We start from the raw sequence: 23,240 nt of genomic DNA, 5'->3' as shown, positions 1-23,240 counted from the left end.
CGACGTCAATCACGATATGCGCGTATGGTATACACGAATATTGGAACTTGAACGCTTGTATTGGAGGTGTGCGGATGGCGAGGACCGGCCGGGACGGCGGCCCGGCGCCGGAGGACCTGACGGCGCGGGCCCGGATCCGGGACGCGGCGCTGCTGCAGTTCGCCGAGCACGGCATGAAGGGCGCGACGTTCCGCGGGATCGCCGAGGCCGCGGGCGTCTCGGTCGGGCTCGTCCAGCACCACTTCGGATCGAAGGAGGAGTTGCGCGAGGCATGCGACGCCTACGCGCTCGACATGGTCCGCGAGCTCAGCTCGACGTCCGGCGGCGAGGCGATGGCGGACCCCGCGTTCGTGGCCGCGACCGTCCAGGCGGACCTGCCCGTGCGGCGCTACCTGGCCCGCGCGCTCGTCGACGGCTCGGAGGCGGCGGCCCGGATGTTCGACGACCTGGTCGCCACGACCGAGCGGTACTTCGCGGACCCGCCGCCGGGCGTCGCACCGCCCACCACCCGCGACGTGCAGGCCTATGCCGCCGCCGTCGTCGCGATGACGACCGGGATGGAGGTGCTGCACCAGCACCTCACCCGGGTCCTCGGCGCCGACACCTTCACCCCCGAGGGATCGGTGCGGCTGCGCCGCGCGGTCCTGGAGATCTTCGACGACCGGCTGCTCGACCCGGAGTTCGCCGCGCGCGCCCACGCGGCGATGGACCGGTACGAGGCCGGCCTCAAGGGAGACGACGATGAATGACGTGGTCCGGGCCGATGGCCTGGTCAAGACGTTCGGCCGGACGCGCGCGCTCGACGGCCTCGACCTGCGCGTGGCGCCCGGAGAGGTGCACGGGTTCCTCGGCCCGAACGGCGCCGGGAAGTCCACGACCATCCGCGTCCTGCTCGGCCTGATGCGCGCCGACTCCGGCGCCGCGAGCCTGCTCGGCGGCGACCCCTGGCGCGACGCCACCGCCCTGCACCGCCGCATCGCCTACGTCCCGGGCGACGTCACGCTGTGGCCGAACCTGTCCGGCGGCGAGGTCATCGACCTGCTCGGGCGGCTGCGCGGCGGGCTCGACGAGGGCCGGCGCGACGAGCTGCTCGACCGCTTCGAGCTCGACCCGAAGAAGAAGGGCCGCGCCTACTCCAAGGGCAACCGGCAGAAGGTCGCCCTCGTCGCGGCGTTCGCGTCCGACGCGGAACTCCTCATCCTGGACGAGCCGACCTCCGGTCTCGATCCGCTCATGGAGGAGGTCTTCCAGGAGTGCGTGCGGGACGAGAAGCGCGCCGGGCGCACCGTCCTGCTGTCCAGCCACATCCTCAGCGAGGTGGAGGCGCTCTGCGACCGCGTCACCATCATCCGCAAGGGCAAGACGGTCGAGACCGGGACGCTCGACGAGCTGCGGCACCTGACCCGCACGTCCATCCACGCCGAGCTCGCCGGCGCGCCGGACGGCGTCCCGCTGCCGGGGGCGCACGACGTCCGCATCGACGGCACCACCATCGAGTTCCAGGTCGACACCTCCGAGCTGGACGCCGCGCTCAAGCAGCTCACCCGGATCGGCGTCCGGACCCTCACGAGCCGGCCGCCCACGCTGGAGGAGCTGTTCCTGCGCCACTACGAGGACGACCTCGCCCGGGGGGCCGCGTCATGACCGCCACGACCCTGCGCGCCCCCGCGCGCGCCGCCGCCGGCGGCGGCGGACTCACCGGCGCCGGCATGCTGCTGAAGATCTGGCTGCGCCGCGACCGCGTCATGATGCCGGCCTGGATCTACGCGCTGACCGCCCTCGTCGCGAGCACCGTCTACAGCTTCAAGCACGAGTACGGCACGGCGGCCGCGCGCGAGACCTTCGCGCGCGGCATCGGCGACAACCCCTCCACGCGGATCCTCTACGGGCCGGTCCTGAACGACGGCAGCGTCGCGGGGCTCAGCGCGTGGCGGGTCGGCGCGACCGGCGCCGCGTTCACCGCGGTCATGTGCGTCCTGCTGGTCGTCCGGCACACGCGCGCCGAGGAGGAGGCCGGCCGGCTGGAGCTCGTCGGCGCCGCCGCCGTCGGGCGCCGCGCGCCGCTCACGGCGGCGCTCCTGACCGCCGTGACCGCCGCCGGCACCCTGGCGGCCGCGGTCGCGCTCGTCATGGTCCTGTTCGGACTTCCGGCGGCCGGTGCGGTCGCGTTCGGCCTGTCCTGGTTCGGCGCCGGGCTGGTGTTCTCCGGGGTCGCGGCGCTCACCGCCCAGCTCGCCGAGACGTCCCGGCTGGCGAACGGCCTGGCGTTCGCCGTCCTCGGCGCGGCCTACCTGCTGCGCGGCGCGGCCGACGCGGGCTCGGCGCACTGGCTGTCGTGGCTGTCGCCGATCGGCTGGGCGCAGCGCCTGCGCCCGTGCGCGGGAGAGCAGTGGGCCGTGCTCCTGCTGCCCCTCCTGGCGTTCGCGGTGCTGGTCGCCGCCGCCTACCTGCTGACCGAGCGGCGCGACCTCGGCGCCGGGATCCTCGCCCCCTCCCTCGGCCCCGCGCACGCCCCGCCGTCCCTGCGCGGCCCGCTCGCCCTGTGGTGGCGGCTGCAGCGCGGGTCGGTGCTCGGCTGGTCCGCCGGAGTCCTCGTGTACGGGCTGGCCATCGGCGGCGTCGCGGACGGCATCGGCGACCTGGTCAACGGCAGCGACACCGTCCTGAACGACATCCGCAAGATGGGCGGGCAGCAGGACCTCGCGGACGCCTTCCTCGCCACGGCCATGGGCCTCATGGCGCTGTACGCCGCCGCCTTCGCGGTGCAGAGCGTCCTGCGGATGCGCGCGGAGGAGAGCGCCGGGCGCCTGGAGCCCGTCCTCGCCACCGCCGTCGGCCGCACCCGCTGGGCCCTCGCCGGGCTGGCCAACACCGTCGCGGGGACGGTGGTCATGCTCGCCGCCACCGGCCTGGCCGTGGGCCTGGTCCACGGAGCCCGGTCGGGCGACCTGGCGGGGCAGCTCCCGCGCCAGATCGGCGCGGCGCTCGCCCAGCTCCCCGCGGTCTGGGTCGTCGCCGCCGCGGCGGTGCTGCTGTTCGGGGCGCTCCCCCGCGCGACGTCCGCCGCCTGGGGCGTCCTCACCGTCTTCCTGCTCCTCGGGCAGGTGGGGCCGCTGCTGGACCTCCCGCAGGCGGTCATGGACCTGTCCCCGTTCACCCACACCCCGAAGCTGCCCGGCGGCGACGCCGACCCGCTCCCCCTCGCCGGGCTCACCGCGGTGGCGGCCGCCCTGGCGGCGGCCGGACTGGCCGCCTTCCGCCGCCGCGACGTCACCTGATCCGGGCGGTCGGCGGCGGTTCCCGGGCGGGCCCCGGCAGGCCCGCCCGGGAACCCCGCATGACCTCCCCTTTCATGGGTACTCCGCAGTCTTGCGACTACGGAAGGTGATCACCATGCCCCTTGGCCCCGGCGGCCCGCCGGAGGGAACCCCCATCGACCCGTTGCGGATCCGCAGCGACATCCGCGGCCCCTGCCTGCTGGTCGAGGCGGAGGGGGAACTCACCCTCCTGACGTCCGACACGCTGCGCGAGCACGTCCTCGCCGACATGCGGGCCATGGGCGGCCCGCCGCTGGTGGTGCTGGACGTCGGGCGGGTGAGCTTCTGCGACTCCTCGGGACTGAACGCGATGATCACGCTGTGGAAGGCCGCGCACGGGTCCGGGGGCGAACTCGTCCTGGCCCGCCCGGAGCGCCGGTTCCGCACGATCATCGAGCGCAGCGGCCTGGACCGGCACCTCATCGCCCACCGGACCCCCGAGGAGGCCCTCGCCGCACTGTCCGCCCGCTGAGCCCGCCCCCTCCCCGGGCCGGGCCCTTGCCGCTGGATCCATACGGTGATACGAAAACGGCTCGACCGCGTGCCCCTGCCACCGCCCGCGTCCTGGCCGCTCCCGAGGGCCGTGTGGACGGGGCTCGCGCTCCCCCCGACGCGGCTGCTGCGCACGACGGGCATCGCGGCGCTCCCGCCCGTCCTGCGGGAACGCTTCGGCCTGCGCTGGACTGCGTTCGACCAGCGCCGCTTCGACCTCTTCGCGCGGGGCGTCCGCCTGGCCCACGCCGCCACGCCTGCCCCGCCGCGCGGCTCCCCCGCCGCCGCCCGCGCCGTACGCGCGGCCCGGCGGGCGCGCGGCGGCTAGAGTCGGCCGCACGATGACGAGCGACGACGAACTCCTGCGGAGCCTGCTCACCGGCGGTCCGGAGAGCGAGCCGCAGACCGACCGCATCCTGGACGCCGCCCTGCGGTCCTTCGAGACCTACGGCCCGCGCCGCACCACCATGGACGACGTCGCGCGCGAGTCCGGCCTCGGCCGCGCCACGATCTACCGCCGCTTCCCCACCAAGGGCGACCTCGTCACCGGCGTCCTGCTGCGGGAGGCGCGGCGCTTCTTCGCCGAGCTGGACGAGGCCGTCGCGGCGCTCCCCACCCTGGAGGAGCGCATCGTCGAGGGGTTCGCGGTCACCCTGCGGATCAGCCGCGAGCAGCGGCTCATGACCCGCCTCATGGTCGTCGAGCCCGAGCTGTTCCTGCCGCACGCCACGGTCAAGGCGGGCCCGCTGCTCGCCGCGGCCCGCGGCTACCTGGCCGGCCGGCTGCGCACCGCGCAGCGCCTCGGCGACGCACCGGCGGACGTCGACCCCGAGGTCGTCGCGGAGATCCTGGTCCGCCTCACGCACTCGCTCGTCCTCACCCCCGACGGCCACATCCCCCTCGACGACACCGGCGCCCGCGCCTTCGCCCGCCGCTACCTCCTCCCGATCGTCCGCAACACCCCCTCCTGAACGCGCCCGCGCTGTCGGCCGCATCCGGCGACGGCCACACCCGGTCATCCCGGCGCCGTGCGCCCCGGAACGGGAGCGGGGAGGTGCTCAACTGGGGATCGGTATCGGTCCGGTGCCGTAGGCCCGCCGGGCGGGCGCCCCACACCGCGGACAGGGGGTCAGCGCTTCCATGAACCGTCCGGTCAGGCCGTCCCCGCACCGGGCGCCCGGGATGCGGCAAGTGAAGGCCGCCAGAGAACTGCTGGACTGGGTCGAAAGGCTCGGCACCCTCGCCGCCGTCGCGACCGTCGCCTGGCTCTTCCTTGCCTCCCACTGGCTCGCGGCGGCCGGAGTCGCCCTCCTGGCCGGAATCGCCGGCCTGCGGCTCGTGCTGGCGCGCCACCGGCTCGGCTTCCAGGAGACACGCAGGCTCCGCGCCTACCACCGCGAGGAGGTCGAGGCCTTGGCGGCGCGACTCCCCGTGGAGGGCAGCGCCTCCCCCCGCACGCACGAGGAACGGCTGCGGGCCGGGTTCGGCTTCGTCGACCCGTTCTTCTCCGGCTCCGGCGCGCTGATGGACGGCCGCCCCATCGTGGACGACCTTACCGACGTCCTGCGGAGCGGGGAGAAAGTGATGCTGATGGGCGAACCGGGATCGGGCAAATCCCTCATCGCCGGTCTCGTCTTCGCCCGCCTCGCCGATGCTTTCGCCGCCTCCCCTCGCGGGGCGCCCTGCCCGCTGTTCCTGCATCTGAACGCGCTGCGGCCGCAGACGCAGTCACCGGACGCCGGCCTCACCCGGGGCGAGGAGCAGGCGCTCTGGCTCAAGGAGCAGCTGGCCTCCGAAGTCACGCTCCCGGACGCGCCCAAGCTCGCCGGCCTGCTGGAGGCCGGCCGGTTCGTCCTGGTGTGCGACGGCCTGGACGAGGCGCCGGTGATGCGCTCCCCGCACCTGCTGACCAGCATCGTGCCGGAGAGCCTGTTCGGCCTGTTCCGGTTCCCGTCCCTGCTGACGTCGCGGACGGCGTTCTACAGCATTTACGTCGACGCCACCGAGCTCATGGCCGGCTTCACGAGCACGGGGCGCCTGCTGCCGCTGCGGTTCGAGGAGCAGGGCGCCGTGTTCCTCCGGTGGTACGCGACCGCGCGGGGCCATCCGGCACTGGCCGATGAGCTCATCAGGATCATCGGCGGCAACCCCTCCCTGCGGGAGGCCGTCGCCCGGCCGCTGATCCTGCGGATGACGGCAGAGGTCCTCCTCGACCTGGTCCTGCAGGACCACGAGTCCGACAGCTTTCTGTCCATAGGGCACGGCGGAGAGACCTCGGCCATCTACAGCCGGTACGTCGACAAATGGCTCCAGCGGGAGCAGGCCAAGGAGCCCGCCAAGCTCACCTGGTGGCAGAAGGGCGAGCTGATCGAGTGCGTGGCCTGGGAGATCTTCTCCAAGTCACTGGCGTCGGGCCGCGGCTGGGGCCACTTCGAGCTGAAGGACCTGCTCGTGGAGGCCGACGAGCTGCGTCGGATCGCTGACCGCTGGCTGGAGACGTGCATCTTCGTGGACGGGACGGTCGACGAGATCTGCCGCGAGCTCGTCCACCGGTCCTTCCTCATCATCTCCAACGACAGGCGGCGCTACCGCTTCGTCCACAAGTCGTTCTTCGAGTTCTGCGTCGCGCGCCACGTCGTCAGATGCCTCGACGAGCGGCGCGCGGAGCACCGCGGGGACAAGACCGGACTGCTCCTGCACCCGCTGCCGGACGAGGTCATCGACTTCGTCCGCGAACTGCTGCTCGCCACGGCGGCCGATCCGGACAAGCGCGCCGCGACCGAGGCGACGTTCCTCGCCGTGCTCAACCGGGTCGACATCCGGGCGGGCACCGGCTATCTGATGGCGGCACAGCAGGCGGCCAACCTGCTGCCGATCGTCGCGGACGCCTCCACGATGGACCTCCTGCGTTCGGGCGGCCTCTTCCCCGACCACCCGTTCCTCCAGCGCGCCGTGGCCGTGGCCGACGCGCTCCACCACGACCGGCACGAACTCCTCGACGAGTTCGTCAAGCGCATGGAGACCGATCATGAGGCCGAGTCGTTCCACATGGGCTACAACCGCATCTACTACGGCGACCAGGCCTTCGGCGACGGGCTGTGGCTGGACGACAACCATCCCGAGTGCGGGCGCTTCTTTCGGGCGACCGTCCGGCATGTGAAGTCACCTGCCTACCGCCGCATCAGGGTCATGGACCTGTACACGGTGCGCGCCCTGCTGTGCAATCCCGACCGCCGCCGCTACCTCCTCGATCGCGAGGGCGAGGCGTTGCGGGAGCTGGAGTCGCTGACCAGTGCCTCCGACCCCGGACTCGGCCCCGAGTACGAGCGGCAGCGCATGCTGCTCCGCGCCGAGCTCAGGGCGCTGTCACCGGAGACAGCGCGTCCAGGAGGGGAAGGGTGACCGCCGGCGCCCCCGCGAAACTGAGGTCGGGCAGGTCGGCGAGCCGGGGCACGAGGAGCCCGTCCGCCCCTCTGACCTCGGCCCCTGCCTCCCTGAGGACAAGCAGGGAACCGAGCAGCTCGGTGCCGGTGCACTGATAGATCGTGATCGCGTCGAGCCCGCCGCGCAGGTAGAGGAAGACGTCGATCGTCGGCGCCCAGGTCGAGAACAGGCGCCGGCTCCGCGCGTGCAGAACCGAGGTGAGCGCGCCGAGCCGCCGGTCGGCCTGGGTGTGGTAGCCGACCCACAGGGCGGTGGCGGGCAGGGCGGTGGGCAGCGGGCTCGTCCGCTCGAAGCGCCGGCCGTTGACGGTCACGCCGCGGCCCCTCACCGCGCAGGCGATGTCGCCGGTGTGCGCCTCCCCGACCGCCGCCACAACCGGCTCCCCGCGGTGGCACAGGGTCACGGCCGCGCCGTAGACTGGCAGGCCGTAGGCGTAGTTGTTGGTGCCGTCGAGCGGGTCCACGAGCCAGACGTGGTCGGATCCGGCGAACAGCGTGCCCGACTCCTCGGCTTCGATGGTGTGCCCGGGGAAACGCTCATGCAGCGCGGTGACGATGAGCCGCTCCGCTTCCCGGTCGACCCGCGTCACGACGTCGCCGCGCGGCCCCTTGACCTCCACGTCCAGTGTCCTGCCGAAGTGCGCGCGGGCCACCTCGAGCGCCGCCGCCACCGCCCGATGGGCCACGTCCGCGTGGAGGTCGGCATCGCCGAGTTCGGAACCGTCGCGCATCCGTCCAGCCTAGACCGGCGCGGTCGACGGCGCTGTGGCCGCGGACGCCACACTCTAGGCTGGCCGGATGCGGAGGATCGTGCTCGCGTCCGCCTCGCCCGCGAGGCTGTTGATTCTGCGCCGGGCGGGGCTCGAACCCGACGTCGTCGTCAGCGGCGTGGACGAGGAGGGGATCGCGGCCGGTTCGGTCGCGGCGCTGGTGGACAGGCTGGCCCGTGCCAAGGCGTGCGCGGTCGCGGGCACGGCGGGGAACACGGCCGGGGACGCCCTGGTCGTCGGGTGCGACTCACTGCTGGAGATCGACGGCAGGCCGTTCGGCAAGCCGCCGTCGGCGGAGGAGGCCGCGCGCTGGTGGCAGGCCCGGCGCGGCGGGAAGGGCACGCTCCACACCGGGCATTGCGTCGTCGACACCGCCACGGGCGCGGTGGTCGCGGCGACGGCGAGCACCGAGGTGCGCTTCGGCTCCCCGACCGATGAGGAGATCGCCACCTACGTCGCGACCGGCGAGCCGCTGCAGGTTGCCGGGGCGTTCACTCTCGAAGGCCTGGGCGCCTGGTTCGTCGAGGGGATCGACGGAGACGCGGGCACCGTGATGGGACTGTCGCTCCCGGTACTGCGCAGGTTGTTCCGGGACGTGGGCGTGCCACTGGCGGAAGTCTGGCCCGCGCATTCCGCGATGCCGTGACCATCCGCGGTCGGCGGTCGGGGTCAAGGGGGCTCGGGGGACGGGAGGACGATGCGGACGGTGGTGCCCTCGCCGGGCGGGCTCTGGACGGTGACCAGGCCGCGCAGGGCGCCGACACGGTCGGTGAGGCCCGCCAGGCCGCCGCGCGGGCGCGGGGCGGCGCCGCCGACGCCGTCGTCGCGGACCTCGGCGGCGATCCCGTCCGGTCCCGGGCGGACGGTCAGGTGGATCGCGTCGGCGCGGGCGTGCTTGACGGCGTTGGTGAGGGCCTCGCAGAGCGCGAAGTAGAGGGTCGACTCGACCTCCGGGGGGAACCGGCCGGCGGGCAGGTCGAGGTGGACGGGCAGGGGCGTGCGGGCCGCGACCAGCTCCATCGCCGGCCCCAGCCCGGCGTCGGCGAGGATGGCCGGGTGCATGCCGCGGGCCAGGGCCTCCAGTTCGGCGACCGCCTCGGCCAGCTCCCGGCGGCAGGTGCGGGCCTGCTCCCGGGCCCGCGGGTCGGCCGCCGCGTCCTCCAGCCGGGCGAGCATCTCCTCCAGCGCGTGCAGCCGCTGCTGGGCGCTGTGCTTCAGGTCGGCGGCGAGCCGCTCGCGCTCGGCCGCCTGCACGCGCACCAGGCGCTCGCGGGCCTCGCGCGCCCGTTCCAGGTTGGCCTGCGCGGCGGCCTGCAACCGGACGGTCTCCAGCGCGCGGCCGCCCGCGACCAGCGCCGCGTCGACGAGCGCCCCGTGGTCGCGGAGCGCGGCGGCGAGGTCGACGGTGGCGAGTGGCTCGCCGCCGGACGTGCGGACCTCGTGCCGCCAGCGTCCCTCCGCGCCTCCGGGCGCGTCGCGCATGCGGCGGCCGTCCACGTCGACGTAGCCGCCGTCCGCCCACATCCACAGGTCGAGGGCGTCGTCGCCCAGGACGGTGCGGAGCGCGTCGCGGACGCGCGCCACCGAGAGGGGGGCGACGAGCAGCCGCTGCATCCGCTCGGCGACGGTCAGCTCGGCCAGCCGGGCGCGCAGCGCGGTACCGAGGAACGCGAGCGGCAGCACGGTGGCGAAGACGCCCTGGAAGAGGTAGACCTCCAGTACCTCCGCCAGGTCCACGTCCCTGCCGACGAGACTGTGCTGGACCGCGAGAGCGCCGGTGACGCCGAACGCCACGGCGACCGCGACGGGGACGGCGAGCGCGCGGTCCAGCCGCCCCGCGCGGAGCAGGCGGGCCGCCAGGATCACCACCAGGGCGCCGGCCAGCACCGTCATCGCGGCGGTCATGCCGCGCTGGACGTCGTGGAACACCGCGTGCTCGGGCCGCAGCGCCGGCCACGCCGCCGACGCCGCGAAGCCGTTCCACGCCGGCCGGGAGACGGCGCACAGCAGCGCCTGGCCGCCGAACATGATCAGGACGGCGGCGCCGGTCCACAGCCGCGCGGCGGCGCCCTCCAGCCGCCCGGCCGGGTACAGCAGGACGCCGACGCCGATCGCGAAGAAGAACGCCGACTGGGCGAACACCGACACCAGCGGGGCCGCACCAGTGTTCCAGGCCGCCGTCCAGGTGACGGCCCACGCGGCGGCGGCGGTGACGACCGCCGCGCCGGTGCGGCGGGCCGTCCGCCCCGCCGCGAACAGCCCGCCCGCGACGGCGAACCCGCCGCAGCACAGGAGGGTGACCGCGGCGGCGGCGGGCTGGGCGCGCCAGTGCGGCCAGCCGCAGGCCAGCGCCGCGACCGCGACCGCCCCGCCCGCGGCGAGGGCGCGGCGGACCCGCGCGCCGAGCCACGGCGGCCACCGGGGGACGGGCCTCACCGCGATCCTTCCGTGTCGTCCCGGGAAACCACCGTCCGGGACGGGGGTTTTCCCGGATGTGCGCGCGGGGCGGCACCGGGAGCATGGGCACGTGGCGTGACGGCCGCGTCGAGGACCCGTGCACGGGCCCGCGGCGTCTCGCGGTGGCGTGCGGGGGCCACCACCGGGGTCACCTGACGCGACCGGACTCGCACGGACAGTTTCCCCACCGCCGCCGCGTAAACGCGAGGGTCCGTTATTCGATCGATGCGCGGGACGCGGGCGCACGCGAGTGACGCGGGCCGGGTGTGTCCGGTACCGGTCAGCGGGTCTCGGCGGCGCGCAGCCAGGTCAGGACGGCGAGCACCCGCTTGTTGCTGTCCTGGGGGCCGGGCGGCCCGCCGGGCGAGGTGATCTTGAGCTTGCCGAAGATGGCCCGCACGTGGTCCTCGACGGTGCGGGCGGACAAGTGCAGCCGCCTGCCGATGCCGGCGTTGGAGTGCCCCTCCGCCATCAGCGCCAGGACCTCCCGCTCGCGCCCAGACAGCCGGGCCAGCTCCTGCTCGCGGTGCCGCGCCTCGACCAGCCTGGTCACCACGTCGGGGTCGATGACGACCTCGCCGCCGACGACGCGCTCCAGCGCCGAGCGCAGGTTCTCCACGTCCGTGACGTGGTCCTTCAGCAGGTACCCGACGCCGCGCGGCCTGCCGCGGAACAGCTCCATCGCCTGCGGGGTCTCGTTGAAGGCGGACAGGACGAGGACCCCGAGGCCGGGGTGGCGCTCCAGCAGCCGGCGCGCCGCGACGACGCCCTCGTTGGTGAAGGTCGGCGGCATGTGCAGGTCGAGGATCGCGGCGTCGGGCGGGTCGTCGGCGACGCGGGCCAGCAGCTCCTCGCCGGACCCGGCGGACGCCACGACCTCGATCCCGACCGTGGTGAGCAGGGTGACCAGGGCCTGCCGGAAGATCCCGCTGTCCTCCGCCACGGCTACTCGCATGGGAGGTCCATCCTTACCGTCATGCCCGCGCGGGGGCCGCCGCCGACTTCCACCTCACCGCGCAGGGCCCTGATCCGGCCGGACGGACCGGCCAGTGCGGCGGCGGGATCGGCGGAGCCGGCGCCGTCGAGTCCGACCTCGGCGACGACGCGTCCGTCCTCCTCGCCGACCCGCACGAGGATCCGGGTCGCACGGGCGAGGTCGACAGCGTACGACAGGGTCTCGCAAAGCGCGGTGTAAAGCGTGGACTCGACCTCGCGGGAGAACCGCCGCGGCGTGACGTCGAGCGCCACCCGGGTGCCGAGCCGCTCGGCGACGACCTCCAGCGCCGGGCCGAGGCCGTCCTGGACGAGCAGCGCCGGCTGCACCTCGCGCGCGAGCGTGCGCAGCTCGGCGAGGGCCTGCTTCAGCTCGGCGCGGCACGTGCGGGCGTGCTCCTTCACCGCCGGGTCGCCGGTGACGGCCTCCAGTGTGCCGAGCATCGCGCCGAGCGCCAGCAGCCGCTGCTGCGCGCCGTCGTGCAGGTCGCGGGCGAGGCGTTCGCGCTCGGCGGCCTCGGCCCGGACGAGGCGCCGGTAGGCGGCCCTGACCTGCTCCAGGCCCGCCTGCACGCCGGCTTGCAGCCGCGCGGTCTCCAGTGCCCGGCCGCCCGCGACGAGCGCGGCCTCCACGAGCGAGCCGTGGTCGCGGAGCGCGCCGCCGAGCTCGACGACCGCGAGCGGCTCCCCGGCGGCGCCCCGCACCCGGTGCCGCCAGCGCCCGCCGTCACCCGCCGGACCGCCGTCCTCCACGCGCTCCGCGCCGTCGGCCTCCGGGTCCAGGTCGACGGGACGCCCCGCGGTGTCGACGTAGGTCTGCTCCGTCGGCGCCCAGAACCACAGCTCCAGCGTCGGGTCGTGCAGGACGTCGCGCAGCGCGTCGCGGACCCGTTCGACCGACACCGGGGCGGTCAGCCGGAGCATCCGCCCCGCGACGGCCAGCTCGGCGATGCGCAGCCGCAGCCCCGAGGCCAGCAGGGTCAGGGGGACCAGGACGACGATCGCGCCCTGGACCACGTAGACGTGCAGCAGGTCGTCCAGCGGGATCGACGGCTCCATGGTGGGCTTCTGGGTGAGCGCCGCCGAGACGCCGACGAACCCGATCGCGACGGTGACGGGCAGTGCGAGCAGGCGCCGCATCCGCCCCATCCGCGGCAGCCGCAGCGCGAGGACGACGAGGAACGCGAGGGCGAGGAAGAGGTACAGCGCGGCGGAGACCCGCAGCACGGTCTCGAAGGTCTCCAGGTCGGGGTAGAGGGCGGGCCACCAGACCGACTCGCCCCGGAACGCGGCCCATTCCGGCTCGGACGTGACCCACATCGCCGTGGGGCAGCCCCACAGGATCACGCACGCCATGGTCGTCCAGATCCGGTCGGCCAGGTACTCCAGCCGCCCGCCCGGGTAGAGCAGGACGCCGACGGCGAGCGCGAGGTAGAAGTCGGCCTGCGCGTAGGGCGACATTATTGGCCCGAGGGTCGCGTCCCAGCTCGCGGCCCAGTTGACCGCCCAGAACACCGACGCGGCCGCGAACAGCAGCCCGGTGCGGCGGGTGCGCGGCCCGGTCGCGAGCAGCACGCCCACCACGGCGATGGCGGCGCAGCTCACCAGCGTGATCGCGGCGGCCGCCGGATGGTCCCGCCAGTAGGGCCAGCCCGCGAGGAGCGCCAGCCCCGCGACCGCCGCACCGGCGACGAGCGCGCGCCTCGTCTCCGTCCCGAACCACGGCGGCGACCTGCGCCTGCGTGGCGCGGAAATCACCACGACCATCCTTTCCATGCTGGTGCCTCGGTCCGCATCCTGCCACCGCGAACCCACGGGGCGCCGGTCCGTGCTTTCCCGGACCCGGCACGGCCGCGCGGCGCGCGCCGGCCCCCGGTCACTCGTGCGGCACGGAGTGCGCGCCTTGGAGGGCGACGGCGGCGTTCCTGTGGGCGCGGGCGACGCGCTCGGTCTCGGCCGGGTCGCCGCCTCCGGCGATGAGGTCCAGGAGGTGGCCGTGCTCGACGACGGAGCGGCGGGCGCGGCCGGGGAGGTAACCGAAGGACGAGCGGCGCATATGGTCCAGCCGCGTCCACTCGGCCTCCAGCAGGGAGCGCAGGTGCGGGTCCGGGCAGTGCTCGTAGATCGAGAAGTGGAACTCGCGGTTGAGCGCGGTGAACGCGGCCGGGTCGAACTGCTCCAGCGCCTCGGCCATCCTGTCGTTGATCTCGCGGGAGGCGGCGACGTGCCCGGCCGTCATGCGCGGCGCGGAGATCGCCGTGGCGTAGCCCTCCAGCCGGGCGAGGACCTGCAGCGTGTGCTCGACCTGCTCGGCGTCGAAGACCGCGACGCGGGCGCCGACGTTGCGCACCACCTCCACCAGCCCGTCGGACTGGAGCCGGCGGAGCGCCTCGCGCAGCGGGATCGTGCTGACCCCGGCCTCCTGGGCGAGCTGGTTGATGACCAGCCGGTATCCGGGAACGTAGGTGCCTTCGAGGATGCGCGACCGCAGCAGCCCGTAGCAGAACTCGACCTTGCTCTCCCTGGTCCGGTCCTGCTTCTTCGCGGCAGCCAACCCGGTCCTCCTCGTCCTCGGCCCGCGCTCCCGGACGCGCCCGCCGGCCCGGTCGCCGCGACCCGCCCGTCCGCCCCGCCGCGGGCGCGCGGGTCGTCCGGGTTCCTCGTGTCGGCTCATCATTGTCCCCGACGGCCAAGACCGGAAAGAACTTCACGTTCGTTCAGTCGGGCGGCAGCGGCACAGCGACGCCCTGGTCGCGGCCGAGCAGCACGCCGCGGGTGATGGCGGACGAGCCGAACCGGTCCCGGACGCCGTCGACCGCCTCGTCCACCGCCCTCGCCTGGTCGAACGGCAGTGCGAGCTGGACGGCGCGGTCGTCGTGCAGGTTGCCGAGCGAGAGGCCGATCAGCGTCAGGCCGCGGTCCTCGATCATCGGCATGGCGGCGGCGAGCAGGCCCCGCGCCGCCGCCAGGACCATGGGCGTCTCGGCGGTCGCCTGGGCCAGCGTGTGCGAGCGCGTGACCCGGGCGAAGTCGCCGAAGCGCAGCCGGAGGGTGACCGTCCGGCAGACGCGGCGGGCCTTGCGCAGCCGTCCGCCGAGCCGGTCGACGAGCCCGACGAGCAGCACGTCCAGCTCCGCCGCCGTGCGCCGGCGCCGCCCGAGCGCCCGCTGCGCCCCGATCGACCGGCGCCGCACGCCCGTCCGCACCGGGCGGGGGTCGCGGTTGTGCGCCAGCGCGTACAGGTGGCGGCCCGCTCCCGGGCCGAGCATCGAGGCCAGCGTGGACTCCGGCATGTCGGCCACGTCCCCGACCGTCCGCACGCCGAACCCGGCGAGCTTGGCGGCGGTCGCGGGCCCGACGCCCCACAGCCGCCGCACCGGTAGCGGGCGCAGGAACTCCAGCTCGCCGTCCGGCGGCACCACCAGCAGCCCGTCGGGCTTGGCGACGCCGCTGGCGACCTTGGCGAGGAACTTGGTGCGCGCGACCCCCACCGTGATCGGCAGGCCGACCTCCTCGGCGATCTCCCGCCGCAGCCGGACCGCGACGTCCACCGCCGGGCGGCGCAGCCCGTCGGCGTCGAGGAACGCCTCGTCGATCGACAGGCCCTCCACCAGCGGCGTCGTGGCCCGGAACACCGCGAAGACCGCCTTGCTCGCCGCGCTGTAGGCGCTCATGCGCGGCGGGACGACGACGGCCCGCGGGCACAGCCGGCGCGCCTGGCCGCCGCTCATCGCCGTCCGCACGCCGCAGGCCTTGGCCTCGTAGCTCGCCGCCAGCACCACGCCCGTTCCGACGATCACCGGCCGCCCCCGCAGCGCGGGGTCGTCGCGCTGCTCGACCGACGCGTAGAACGCGTCCAGGTCGGCATGCAGGATCGTCGCACCACCGGACACGAACATATGTTCGCATGACCGCCCGCCGGCACGCGAGACGGGGTGGGCGGGAGATCCCGCCGTCGCTCCTGGTGGCGGGGCCCTTTGGACGGGCAGAGGGCCCGTCGCGGCAAGCGTCGCGACGGGCCCTCGTGCGATGGGTGTCACTCGTTGAAGAGGCGGCCGTAGTCGGCCATGGCCAGGGCTATGTCCGCCTGGGCCCAGAAGCGGTGGTAGGTGAACACCGGCACCGTGGAACTCTGGCCGCTGGCGTACGCCCACACGCGCGCGTAGTCGGGGTCGCTCTTGTAGAAGGAGCGGATGGACATGAACGTCGAGCTGGAGTTGATCGGGTCGCCGTTCGGCATCGTGCCGCTCCAGCCGGAGGGGATGTAGACCGGGTCGGCGATGCGCTTGTAGTCGGACTTGCTCTCCTGGACGGAGACGCCCTTCGCGTCGGTGTGCTTCCAGATGGCGTCGAGCAGGTCCTTGGCGGTCTGCTTGGCGTCGGCGTCACCGGACTTGGCCGCGTAGTACGCCAGGGTCTTGGCGTACGCGGCGGCCACGCCGACGTCGTCGGTGTAGTCCTGCACCGAGACGTGCAGGCCGGTGTTCGCGGCCGGCATCCCGGTGGCCGACGACCAGTTCGCGTCGGGCTGCCCCGTCCACTTGAGGGTGGACGGGATCTTGATGCCGCCCGTGGACGGGTCGACCGTCGTCTGCGACAGCGCCCAGGAGACCCACTTGTCGAGGATCGCCTTGGCGGACGCGTCGCCGGTGACCTGGTAGTACTCGGCCACGCGCTCCATCGACCACGCCTGGAAGCCGAACCACTGGTTGCTCGGCGGGTCGTGGTAGACGGGCTGCCAGTCGTAGGCCATGCCGAAGAACTCGGTCAGGCCGGTCGGGGGCGTGCTGTAGCTGCCCTCCCAGCTGTTGGTGACGCCGCCGGCGATCGCGCCCTCGGCGGACTGCAGCCACTTGTAGAGCTGGAGCTGCCGGGTGAGGCTCTTGTCCCAGTCGGCCTTGGCCGTCGCGCCCTTGGGCGCGAGCGCGGCGTCGTTCACCAGGGCGTAGGCGGCCAGGGGGTTCTGGTAGCCGAAGTGCGAGGCGCCGTCGCCGATGCGCCACGACCATCCGGCGTTCGTGTCCGTGGCGCCGCCCCAGGCGTAGTACCAGGACAGCAGGTAGTGCTCGCTGTCCTTGCCCGACCCGGCGGGGCAGGACGTGGGCGAATGGCAGTCGCCGATCTTCTTGAAGTACTTGTCGAAGAACGAGTACCGCAGGTAGTCGCCCATCTTTCCGGCCTTGGCCACGGTGGCCGAGACGTCACCGGAGTTGCCCTGCTCCTTGGCCCAGGCGTTCGCCCAGTACGCGGCCTGGATGGCGCGCGCGTCGGCGTCCGGCGCGTCGGTGAACTTCCACTGCTTGGCGTAGGAGGAGTCCTTGATGAACAGGTCGAGGTAGCCGTTGGTGCCGCCGAACGCGAACTTGTCGCACGTCGGCTGCGGGACGGTCTCGAACACCGACTCCTGTGCTCCGCGCTGGTAGGTGTTGATGTAGGAGGGGCCGTCCGCGCTCGGGCCGTTCTCGCAGCCGCCGCCGGGCGTGTTGCCGTACCCGTAGACGTTGTCCACGTCCTGCAGCCAGTGCATCCCGTAGATGTCGTCGGTGCCGTAGGCGGACTTCAGCTCGCTCGCGATCGGGTCCTGCCCGACCGGGACGCTCCCGTCGATCTGCGACGGGTAGTCGCTCACCTCGGGGTGCTCGGAGGCGTAGGTGGCGGGCTTGGAGGCGTTGTAGAAGGAGTTCGTCGGCTGGTCCGCGTGCGTCGGGATCATGTACTTCTCCATCAGCGCCCAGGAGGCGTTGAAGGGGGCCCAGTTCTGCGTGACCTTGCCGTACATGGCCTCCAGCCAGATGAGGTAGCTGTACGCCTCGGACGTCGTCTCGTGCCCGTGGTCGGGGGCCTCGACCATGAACGTCTCGACCGAGTGGTACGGGATGCCCTCGGGGCTGAAGTAGCCGTTCGCCGGGTCCTTGATCTTGTTGTACTGGTCGAGGAACCGCTGGGTGTAGACGTCGCCGGAGGTCGCCACCTCGGTCGCGGTGACCTTGGCCGCCGTGTAGCCGGAGGCGGCGGAGGTGAACGTCGCCTGGCCCGTCCCGGAGGCGTCGGCGCTGATCGTCACGTTCTGGGCGGTGGACCAGTTCTGCGGCGTGAAGGTCAGCGTCCCGCCGCCGGTCACCGACAGGCCGGAGTTGCCCGCCGTCCGGGTCGTCGTCACGGTGACCGTGCCGGAGGGGGCTTCGGACAGCTTCACCGCGTAGGTGGCCTTCGCGCCCTGCGCGACGGTCAGCGCGGTGGGGCTCGCCACGACGCTCGCCGCGGCGGTCACCGTGACGCCCACCGGCGCGGACTCGGCCGTCCCGCCGTTGCTGTCGGTCACCTTGGCGTAGATCGAGTAGGAGCCGGCCGCGGTCGGGGTCCAGGTCAGGCCGTACGGCGCGGTGGTGTCGGCCGCGCCGAGCGACCCGTCCTGGTCGAAGAACTCGACCTTGGAGACGGTCGCGCCCGACCCGGCCGCCGCGGTGGCGGCGATCGGCACCGCGGCGCCCACCGAGTACGTCGCGCCGGCGGACGGACTCGTCAGCGCCACCGTCGGGGCGGACGAGCTCTGGTTGCACGGGGTGCCGTTGAGGCTGAACGCGGTGGGGTCGGTGTTCGTCCCGCTGTAGGTGAACTGCGCGCCGACGTTCAGCGAGGCGCCGGACGCGAGCGTCCGGTTCCAGCTCTCGTTCTCGACGGTGACCTGCTGGCCCGACTGCGACCACTTCGCCGACCAGCCGTTCGAGAGCTTCTGGTTCCCCGAGTAGGAGTACGTCAGCTTCCAGCCGTCTATAGCGTCGCCCTGGTTGGTGATGTCGATGCTGGCCGTGAACCCGTTGCCCCAGTCGTTCTTCTTGTAGACCACCTTGCACGATGCGGCGGCGGCGTGCGCCGGGGCCATGACGCCCAGGCCGCCGCAAAGCAGCGCCAGCGTCGCGCCCACGGCCGTGAACGCGCGCCATCGTTGACGTCTTCTCACCTGGTGTTCCTTCCTGTCGCGCCCGGTGCCCGGGCATGGCGTGCCGCACCACCGGCGGAGCGCGGAGGCGGCGGTGGCGTGGAGGACGGTGCGGCGTCAGCCCGGAGCCGTCAGCCGGACTCCCTGATGATCAACTTGGTGCGCAGCACGACGCCGCGCTCGGTGTTCGGCCTGCCGCCGGTGCAGGCGCGCAGCTCGCGTGCCAGGCGGGCGCCGAGGTCCTCGGCCGGCTGCCGGACGGTCGTCAGCCGGGGGCGGACCTGCTGGGCGACCGGAGCGTCGTCAAACCCGACGAGCGCGACGTCGTCGGGGACGCGGCGGCCCGCCCGGCGCAGCGCACTGAGCGCGCCGACCGCCATCTGGTCGGACGCGGCGAGCACCGCGTCGACGTCCGGCCGGCGTTCCAGCAAGCGGCGCATCGCCCGCTCGCCGGACAGCCGGCCGAAGTCGCCCTGGCAGACCAGCCCGTTGACGCCCATCCCGGCCTCGCGCGCCGCGAGGCGGTAGCCGGCGAGCCGGTCGACGGCGGCGCCCATGTCGGCGGGCCCGGCGATGGTGCCGATCCGGCGGCGGCCCGAGGCGAGCAGGTGCCGGACGGCGGCGTGCGCGCCGCCCCGGTTGTCCACGTCGACGTACGGCAGCGCCACCTCGTCGAGGGGGCGGCCGGCGAGCACCACGGGAGCGCCGGCGGCGGCCTGCACGAGCGGGGCGACCTGGTCGCGGCGGGCGCCGACGAGGAGCACGCCCTCGGCCCGGCCGCCGCGCAGGTAGCCGGTGGTCGCCCGCCACTCCTCCGCCCGCCCGGCCATGAGGACGACGAGCGGGGCGCGGCCCCCGAGCTCGCGGCGCACGCCCCACAGCAGGCGTGCGAAGAACGGGTCGCCGAGGACGCGGCAGCCGTCCTCGCAGACGACGGCGGCGATGGTGCCGGAGGACTCCCGGTCGGGAGAGCCGCTCCGGCGCCGGACGTAGCCGAGCCGCTCGACCGCCTCCTCGACCTGGAGGCGGGCCGCCTTGCTGACCCGTGCCGAGCCGTTCAGCACGCGGGACGCCGTGGCCGGCGACACCCCGGCGAGCTGCGCGACGTGGGCGAGGGTCGGCGGGCGGTCGGGGAGGGCGGGGTCGTGCGGGGGGTGGATGACGGTCACGCTGATGGCACTCCCTTCGGGGGTTCCCGGCCTTTCAAGGGGGTGGACCGGGTCGGGGAGTAGTGGGAGCGCTCCCAAGAATCCGATCGGATGCCGATCGTGTCAAGAGGCGAGTGAAGAACGGATTACGGGCCGCCCGCACCCGCCCTTCACCGCGCACGCAAAGCACCGTGAAACTTCGTGAAAGGAATGGAACAAGGCTTCCCCGCCGCGTCCGAGGCGTTCTACGTTCACCGCAGTCCAAGGAGTGGGAGCGCTCCCAAGGTACGACGTCCGACGTGAAGGCGGAGATCCCATGAGATCGCTTTCCCCCCGCACCGCCGCGGCGGCCGCGCTGGCCGGCGCGCTCTGCGCGGCGGGCTCGCTCGTCGCGGGCGCCGGGTCGGCGCTCGGCGCGGCACCGGCCCGCGCCGCCGTCGCCTGCGAGGTCGGCTACACCGTCGACGACTGGGGCACCGGCTTCACCGCCGCCGTCACGATCACCAACCGGGGACCGGCGGTGGACGGCTGGACGCTGACGTACTCCTACACCGGGAACCAGCGCCTCACGAACGGCTGGAACGGCCGGTGGACGCAGTCGGGCGGATCCGTCACGGTCGCCAACGAGAGCTGGAACGCGACCATCGCGACGGGTGCGTCCGTCCAGGCCGGCGCGCAGTTCACCTACAGCGGCACGAACGCCGCGCCGACCGACTTCGCGGTCAACGGAACGGCCTGCGACGGCGGCGGCGAGCCGACCACCGAGCCTCCCACCACTCCCCCACCGGGCGGGCCCGCCCCCAAGCTGAAGGTCTCCGGGAACAGGTTCGTCGACGCCGGAGGGAACACGGTGCGCCTTCGCGGGGTGAACCGGTCCGGCGGCGAGTTCGCCTGCGTCCAGGGCAACGGGATCTGGGACGGCCCGATGGACGCCTCCTCCGTCGCCGCGATGAAGACCTGGAATGTCAACGCCGTCCGGGTGCCGCTCAACTCCGACTGCTGGCTCGGCCTGGACAACGTCGATCCCGCCTATCGCGGCACCGCCTACCAGAACGCCGTCGGGAATTACGTCGCGCTGCTCGAGGAGAACGGCATCACGCCCATCCTCGAACTGCACTGGAGCCGCGGGTCGTGGACCGGCTATGACAGCCATTGCCAGACCGCGGCCGCGGAATGCCAGAAGCCGATGCCGGACGCCCAGTACGCGCCGGAATTCTGGAAGCGGCTCGCGACCGCGTACAAGGGCGACACGGCCGTCGTTTTCGACCTGTTCAACGAGCCCTATCCGAACAACCTCCAGACCATGGACTACGCCCAGTCGTGGAAGTGCTGGCGCGACGGCGGCCCGGCCTGCACGGGCCTGACCTACGAGGCGGCCGGGATGCAGGACCTCCTCGACGCCGTCCGCTCCACCGGCGCGCAGAACGTCGTCATGGCCGCGGGCAGCAGCTACTCCAACGACCTCGGCCAGTGGCTCGCCCAGAAGCCGTCCGATCCCACCGGGAACCTGGCGGCCGCCTGGCACTCCTACAACTTCAACTACTGCAAGGACGCGTCCTGCTGGGACCAGCAGATCGCCCCCGTCGCCGCCCAGGTCCCGCTCGTCGCGGGCGAGATCGGCGAGAACACCTGCGGCCACTCCTACGTCGACACGCTGATGGCCTGGCTGGACGCGCACGGAGCCTCCTACCTCGGCTGGACGTGGAACACCTGGGACTGCTCCAGCGGCCCCTCGCTGATCAGCTCCTACGACGGCACCCCGACCGCGTACGGCGCCGGACTGCGCGACCACCTGCGGTCCGCTCCCTGACCCCACTGGCAGAACCCCACCCCCACCAGATGGAGGAATCCGAATGAAACACCCCTCCGCGCGCAGCGGCCGCGGCGCCAGACGCGGCCTGGCGGCCGCCTCGGCGGCCGTCCTGCTCGCCTCAGGCACGGTCGCGCTGGCCCAGGCCCAGGCCAGCGCGGCCGCCGGCTGCAAGGTCGAATACACCACCAACGACTGGGGCAGCGGGTTCACCGCCTCCGTGACGGTCACCAACCTCGGCGACCCGATCACCAGCGGCTGGACGCTGGAGTGGGACTTCGCCGGCAACCAGCAGGTGACCTCGGGCTGGAACGGGACGTTCACGCAGTCCGGCAAGCACGTCACCGTGAAGAACCCGAGCTGGGCCCAGACGCTGGCGACCAACGCGTCCGTCAACCCCGGCTTCCAGGGCACGTACTCCGGCAGCAACCAGGCGCCCGCGCAGTTCAAGCTGAACGGGACCGTCTGCGACGGGTCGACGGGCCCGACGGACCCGCCCACCGACCCGCCCACCGACCCGCCGCCGGGCGACCGCGTCGAGAACCCTTACGCCGGGGTGAAGGCCTACGTGAACCCCGACTGGTCGTCCAAGGCCGCGGCCGAGCCCGGCGGCAGCGCGGTCGCGAACCAGCCGACCGGCGTGTGGCTGGACCGGATCGCCGCGATCGAGGGCACGGGCGGCGCCATGGGCCTGCGCGCCCATCTCGACAAGGCCCTCGACCAGGGCGCCGGGGTGATCCAGCTCGTCATCTACGACCTGCCCGGACGCGACTGCTCCGCGCTGGCGTCCAACGGCGAGCTCGGACCGGACGACCTCGACAAGTACAAGTCGCAGTTCATCGACCCGATCGCGCAGATCCTCGGCGACGCCAAGTACGCCGGCCTGCGGATCGTCACGGTCGTGGAGATCGACTCGCTGCCGAACCTGATCACCAACGCGGGCAGCCGGCCGACCGCCACCGAGGACTGCAACGTGATGAAGGCCAACGGCAACTACGAGAAGGGCGTCGCCTACGCGCTGCAGAAGCTCGGCGCCATCTCCAACGTCTACAACTACCTCGACATCGGCCACCACGGCTGGATCGGCTGGGACGACAACTTCGGCCCGACCGCCCAGCTGCTCGCCACCGTCGCGCAGGCGTCCGGCTCGAAGAGCAACGTCGCCGGGTTCATCACCAACACCGCCAACTACGGCCCCCTCCAGGAGCCGTACTTCACCATCGACGACACCGTGAACGGCACGTCCGTCCGGCAGTCCAAGTGGGTCGACTGGAACCGCTACGTCGACGAGCTGTCCTACGCGCAGGCGTTCCGGCAGGAGCTCATCAAGGACGGCTTCGACTCGGGCATCGGGATGCTCATCGACACGAGCCGCAACGGCTGGGGCGGCGCGAACCGCCCGACCGGCCCCGGCCCGAAGACCAGCGTGGACGCCTACGTGGACGGCAGCCGGACCGACCGGCGCATCCACCTCGGCAACTGGTGCAACCAGGCCGGCGCGGGACTCGGCGAGCGCCCCAAGGCGGCCCCGGCCGCCGGCATCGACGCCTTCGTGTGGATGAAGCCCCCGGGCGAGTCGGACGGCGCCAGCCAGGAGATCCCGAACGACGAGGGCAAGGGCTTCGACCGGATGTGCGACCCCACGTACACCGGCAACCCGCGCAACAACAACAACATGAGCGGCGCGCTGCCTGACGCCCCGCTGTCCGGGCACTGGTTCTCCGCCCAGTTCCAGGAGCTGCTCAAGAACGCCAACCCGCCCGTCCAGTAACCGCCAAAAAGGGAAACGGCCCCGTGACACGCTCCTGTCACGGGGCCTCTCCTTGTCCGGGAGGGCGGCTCCCCTCTCTGGGTGTCCCATGAATGGAAG

At 73.3% G+C, this 23,240-nt stretch carries 18 protein-coding genes; 10 read left to right on the top strand and 8 right to left on the bottom strand.

The features are described 5' to 3' along the window. Positions 1 to 74: 74 nt before the first annotated feature. The 7 genes from AB0C21_RS29635 (at position 75) to AB0C21_RS29605 (ending at position 7,211) form a co-directional block, all read left to right on the top strand. Entirely contained in the window at positions 75 to 749 is a 675-nt protein-coding gene (locus tag AB0C21_RS29635; protein WP_500208610.1) for a TetR/AcrR family transcriptional regulator, read from the top strand. Further along, on the top strand, positions 742 to 1,644 hold the full coding sequence (locus AB0C21_RS29630; RefSeq protein ID WP_500208609.1) for an ABC transporter ATP-binding protein: 903 nt from the start codon (positions 742 to 744) through the stop codon (positions 1,642 to 1,644). The genes AB0C21_RS29635 and AB0C21_RS29630 overlap by 8 nt, the downstream gene beginning before the upstream one ends. Continuing rightward, complete coding sequence (locus AB0C21_RS29625; protein ID WP_500208608.1) at positions 1,641 to 3,278, top strand: ABC transporter permease; 1,638 nt, start codon at positions 1,641 to 1,643, stop codon at positions 3,276 to 3,278. Before AB0C21_RS29630 ends, AB0C21_RS29625 begins: the two co-directional genes overlap by 4 nt. A 115-nt stretch (positions 3,279 to 3,393) precedes the next feature. Then, a complete protein-coding gene (locus AB0C21_RS29620; RefSeq protein ID WP_500208606.1) occupies positions 3,394 to 3,789 on the top strand; it encodes an STAS domain-containing protein in 396 nt (131 codons plus the stop codon). Between the two features lie 69 nt (positions 3,790 to 3,858). Further along, positions 3,859 to 4,137: an oxygenase MpaB family protein gene (locus tag AB0C21_RS29615; RefSeq protein ID WP_500208605.1), complete on the top strand. Its 279-nt coding sequence runs from the start codon at positions 3,859 to 3,861 to the stop codon at positions 4,135 to 4,137. Between the two features lie 13 nt (positions 4,138 to 4,150). Continuing rightward, positions 4,151 to 4,780, top strand: coding sequence for a TetR/AcrR family transcriptional regulator (locus tag AB0C21_RS29610; RefSeq protein WP_149258739.1), 630 nt, complete (start codon positions 4,151 to 4,153; stop codon positions 4,778 to 4,780). Positions 4,781 to 4,991: 211 nt separating this feature from the next. Then, entirely contained in the window at positions 4,992 to 7,211 is a 2,220-nt protein-coding gene (locus AB0C21_RS29605; RefSeq protein ID WP_500208603.1) for an NACHT domain-containing protein, read from the top strand. On the opposite strand, the gene AB0C21_RS29600 is transcribed toward AB0C21_RS29605, so the two are convergent. Further along, complete coding sequence (locus tag AB0C21_RS29600) at positions 7,165 to 7,983, bottom strand: inositol monophosphatase family protein (RefSeq protein ID WP_500208601.1); 819 nt, start codon at positions 7,981 to 7,983, stop codon at positions 7,165 to 7,167. The genes AB0C21_RS29605 and AB0C21_RS29600 overlap by 47 nt on opposite strands. 67 nt (positions 7,984 to 8,050) lie before the next feature. Between AB0C21_RS29600 and AB0C21_RS29595 the strand changes: the two genes are divergently transcribed. Continuing rightward, the gene (locus AB0C21_RS29595) at positions 8,051 to 8,668 is read left to right on the top strand and encodes a Maf family protein (RefSeq protein WP_500208600.1); all 618 of its coding nucleotides are present in this window, start codon (positions 8,051 to 8,053) and stop codon (positions 8,666 to 8,668) included. Between the two features lie 23 nt (positions 8,669 to 8,691). Here the strand turns inward: AB0C21_RS29595 and AB0C21_RS29590 are convergent, their stop codons facing one another. The 7 genes from AB0C21_RS29590 to AB0C21_RS29560 form a co-directional block, all read right to left on the bottom strand. After that, entirely contained in the window at positions 8,692 to 10,458 is a 1,767-nt protein-coding gene (locus AB0C21_RS29590) for a sensor histidine kinase (RefSeq protein WP_500208598.1), read from the bottom strand. A gap of 301 nt (positions 10,459 to 10,759) precedes the next feature. Continuing rightward, positions 10,760 to 11,434: a response regulator transcription factor gene (locus AB0C21_RS29585; RefSeq protein WP_149258741.1), complete on the bottom strand. Its 675-nt coding sequence runs from the start codon at positions 11,432 to 11,434 to the stop codon at positions 10,760 to 10,762. Then, a complete protein-coding gene (locus AB0C21_RS29580) occupies positions 11,425 to 13,230 on the bottom strand; it encodes a sensor histidine kinase (RefSeq protein WP_500208597.1) in 1,806 nt (601 codons plus the stop codon). The genes AB0C21_RS29585 and AB0C21_RS29580 overlap by 10 nt, the downstream gene beginning before the upstream one ends. A gap of 118 nt (positions 13,231 to 13,348) precedes the next feature. Further along, entirely contained in the window at positions 13,349 to 14,026 is a 678-nt protein-coding gene (locus AB0C21_RS29575; RefSeq protein ID WP_500208596.1) for a GntR family transcriptional regulator, read from the bottom strand. Positions 14,027 to 14,189: 163 nt separating this feature from the next. Next, a complete protein-coding gene (dinB, locus tag AB0C21_RS29570; protein ID WP_500208595.1) occupies positions 14,190 to 15,365 on the bottom strand; it encodes a DNA polymerase IV in 1,176 nt (391 codons plus the stop codon). Between the two features lie 143 nt (positions 15,366 to 15,508). Beyond that, positions 15,509 to 18,433: a glycoside hydrolase family 48 protein gene (locus AB0C21_RS29565; protein ID WP_500208593.1), complete on the bottom strand. Its 2,925-nt coding sequence runs from the start codon at positions 18,431 to 18,433 to the stop codon at positions 15,509 to 15,511. 110 nt (positions 18,434 to 18,543) lie between these two features. After that, a complete protein-coding gene (locus AB0C21_RS29560) occupies positions 18,544 to 19,581 on the bottom strand; it encodes a LacI family DNA-binding transcriptional regulator (RefSeq protein ID WP_500208591.1) in 1,038 nt (345 codons plus the stop codon). Positions 19,582 to 19,876: 295 nt separating this feature from the next. Between AB0C21_RS29560 and AB0C21_RS29555 the strand changes: the two genes are divergently transcribed. Beyond that, positions 19,877 to 21,370 (top strand): cellulase family glycosylhydrolase, encoded by a 1,494-nt coding sequence (locus tag AB0C21_RS29555; RefSeq protein ID WP_500208589.1) that lies wholly within the window; start codon positions 19,877 to 19,879, stop codon positions 21,368 to 21,370. A 43-nt stretch (positions 21,371 to 21,413) separates the two neighbouring features. After that, the gene (locus tag AB0C21_RS29550) at positions 21,414 to 23,141 is read left to right on the top strand and encodes a glycoside hydrolase family 6 protein (protein ID WP_500208587.1); all 1,728 of its coding nucleotides are present in this window, start codon (positions 21,414 to 21,416) and stop codon (positions 23,139 to 23,141) included. The last annotated feature ends 99 nt before the right edge of the window (positions 23,142 to 23,240 follow it).

Source organism: Spirillospora sp. NPDC049024 (assembly GCF_040649235.1).
Classification (GTDB): Bacteria; Actinomycetota; Actinomycetes; order Streptosporangiales; family Streptosporangiaceae; genus Spirillospora.
This window is presented reverse-complemented; position numbering and strand designations above follow the sequence as displayed.

Excerpts from the sequence above, each read along its gene's own strand:
- AB0C21_RS29635 (WP_500208610.1), top strand. The coding sequence starts at position 75 with ATGGCGAGGACCGGCCGGGACGGCGGCCCGGCGCCGGAGGACCTGACG.
- AB0C21_RS29630 (WP_500208609.1), top strand. The coding sequence starts at position 742 with ATGAATGACGTGGTCCGGGCCGATGGCCTGGTCAAGACGTTCGGCCGG.
- AB0C21_RS29625 (WP_500208608.1), top strand. The coding sequence starts at position 1,641 with ATGACCGCCACGACCCTGCGCGCCCCCGCGCGCGCCGCCGCCGGCGGC.
- AB0C21_RS29620 (WP_500208606.1), top strand. The coding sequence starts at position 3,394 with ATGCCCCTTGGCCCCGGCGGCCCGCCGGAGGGAACCCCCATCGACCCG.
- AB0C21_RS29610 (WP_149258739.1), top strand. The coding sequence starts at position 4,151 with ATGACGAGCGACGACGAACTCCTGCGGAGCCTGCTCACCGGCGGTCCG.
- AB0C21_RS29605 (WP_500208603.1), top strand. The coding sequence starts at position 4,992 with ATGCGGCAAGTGAAGGCCGCCAGAGAACTGCTGGACTGGGTCGAAAGG.
- AB0C21_RS29600 (WP_500208601.1), bottom strand. The coding sequence starts at position 7,983 with ATGCGCGACGGTTCCGAACTCGGCGATGCCGACCTCCACGCGGACGTG.
- AB0C21_RS29595 (WP_500208600.1), top strand. The coding sequence starts at position 8,051 with ATGCGGAGGATCGTGCTCGCGTCCGCCTCGCCCGCGAGGCTGTTGATT.
- AB0C21_RS29585 (WP_149258741.1), bottom strand. The coding sequence starts at position 11,434 with ATGCGAGTAGCCGTGGCGGAGGACAGCGGGATCTTCCGGCAGGCCCTG.
- AB0C21_RS29555 (WP_500208589.1), top strand. The coding sequence starts at position 19,877 with ATGAGATCGCTTTCCCCCCGCACCGCCGCGGCGGCCGCGCTGGCCGGC.
- AB0C21_RS29550 (WP_500208587.1), top strand. The coding sequence starts at position 21,414 with ATGAAACACCCCTCCGCGCGCAGCGGCCGCGGCGCCAGACGCGGCCTG.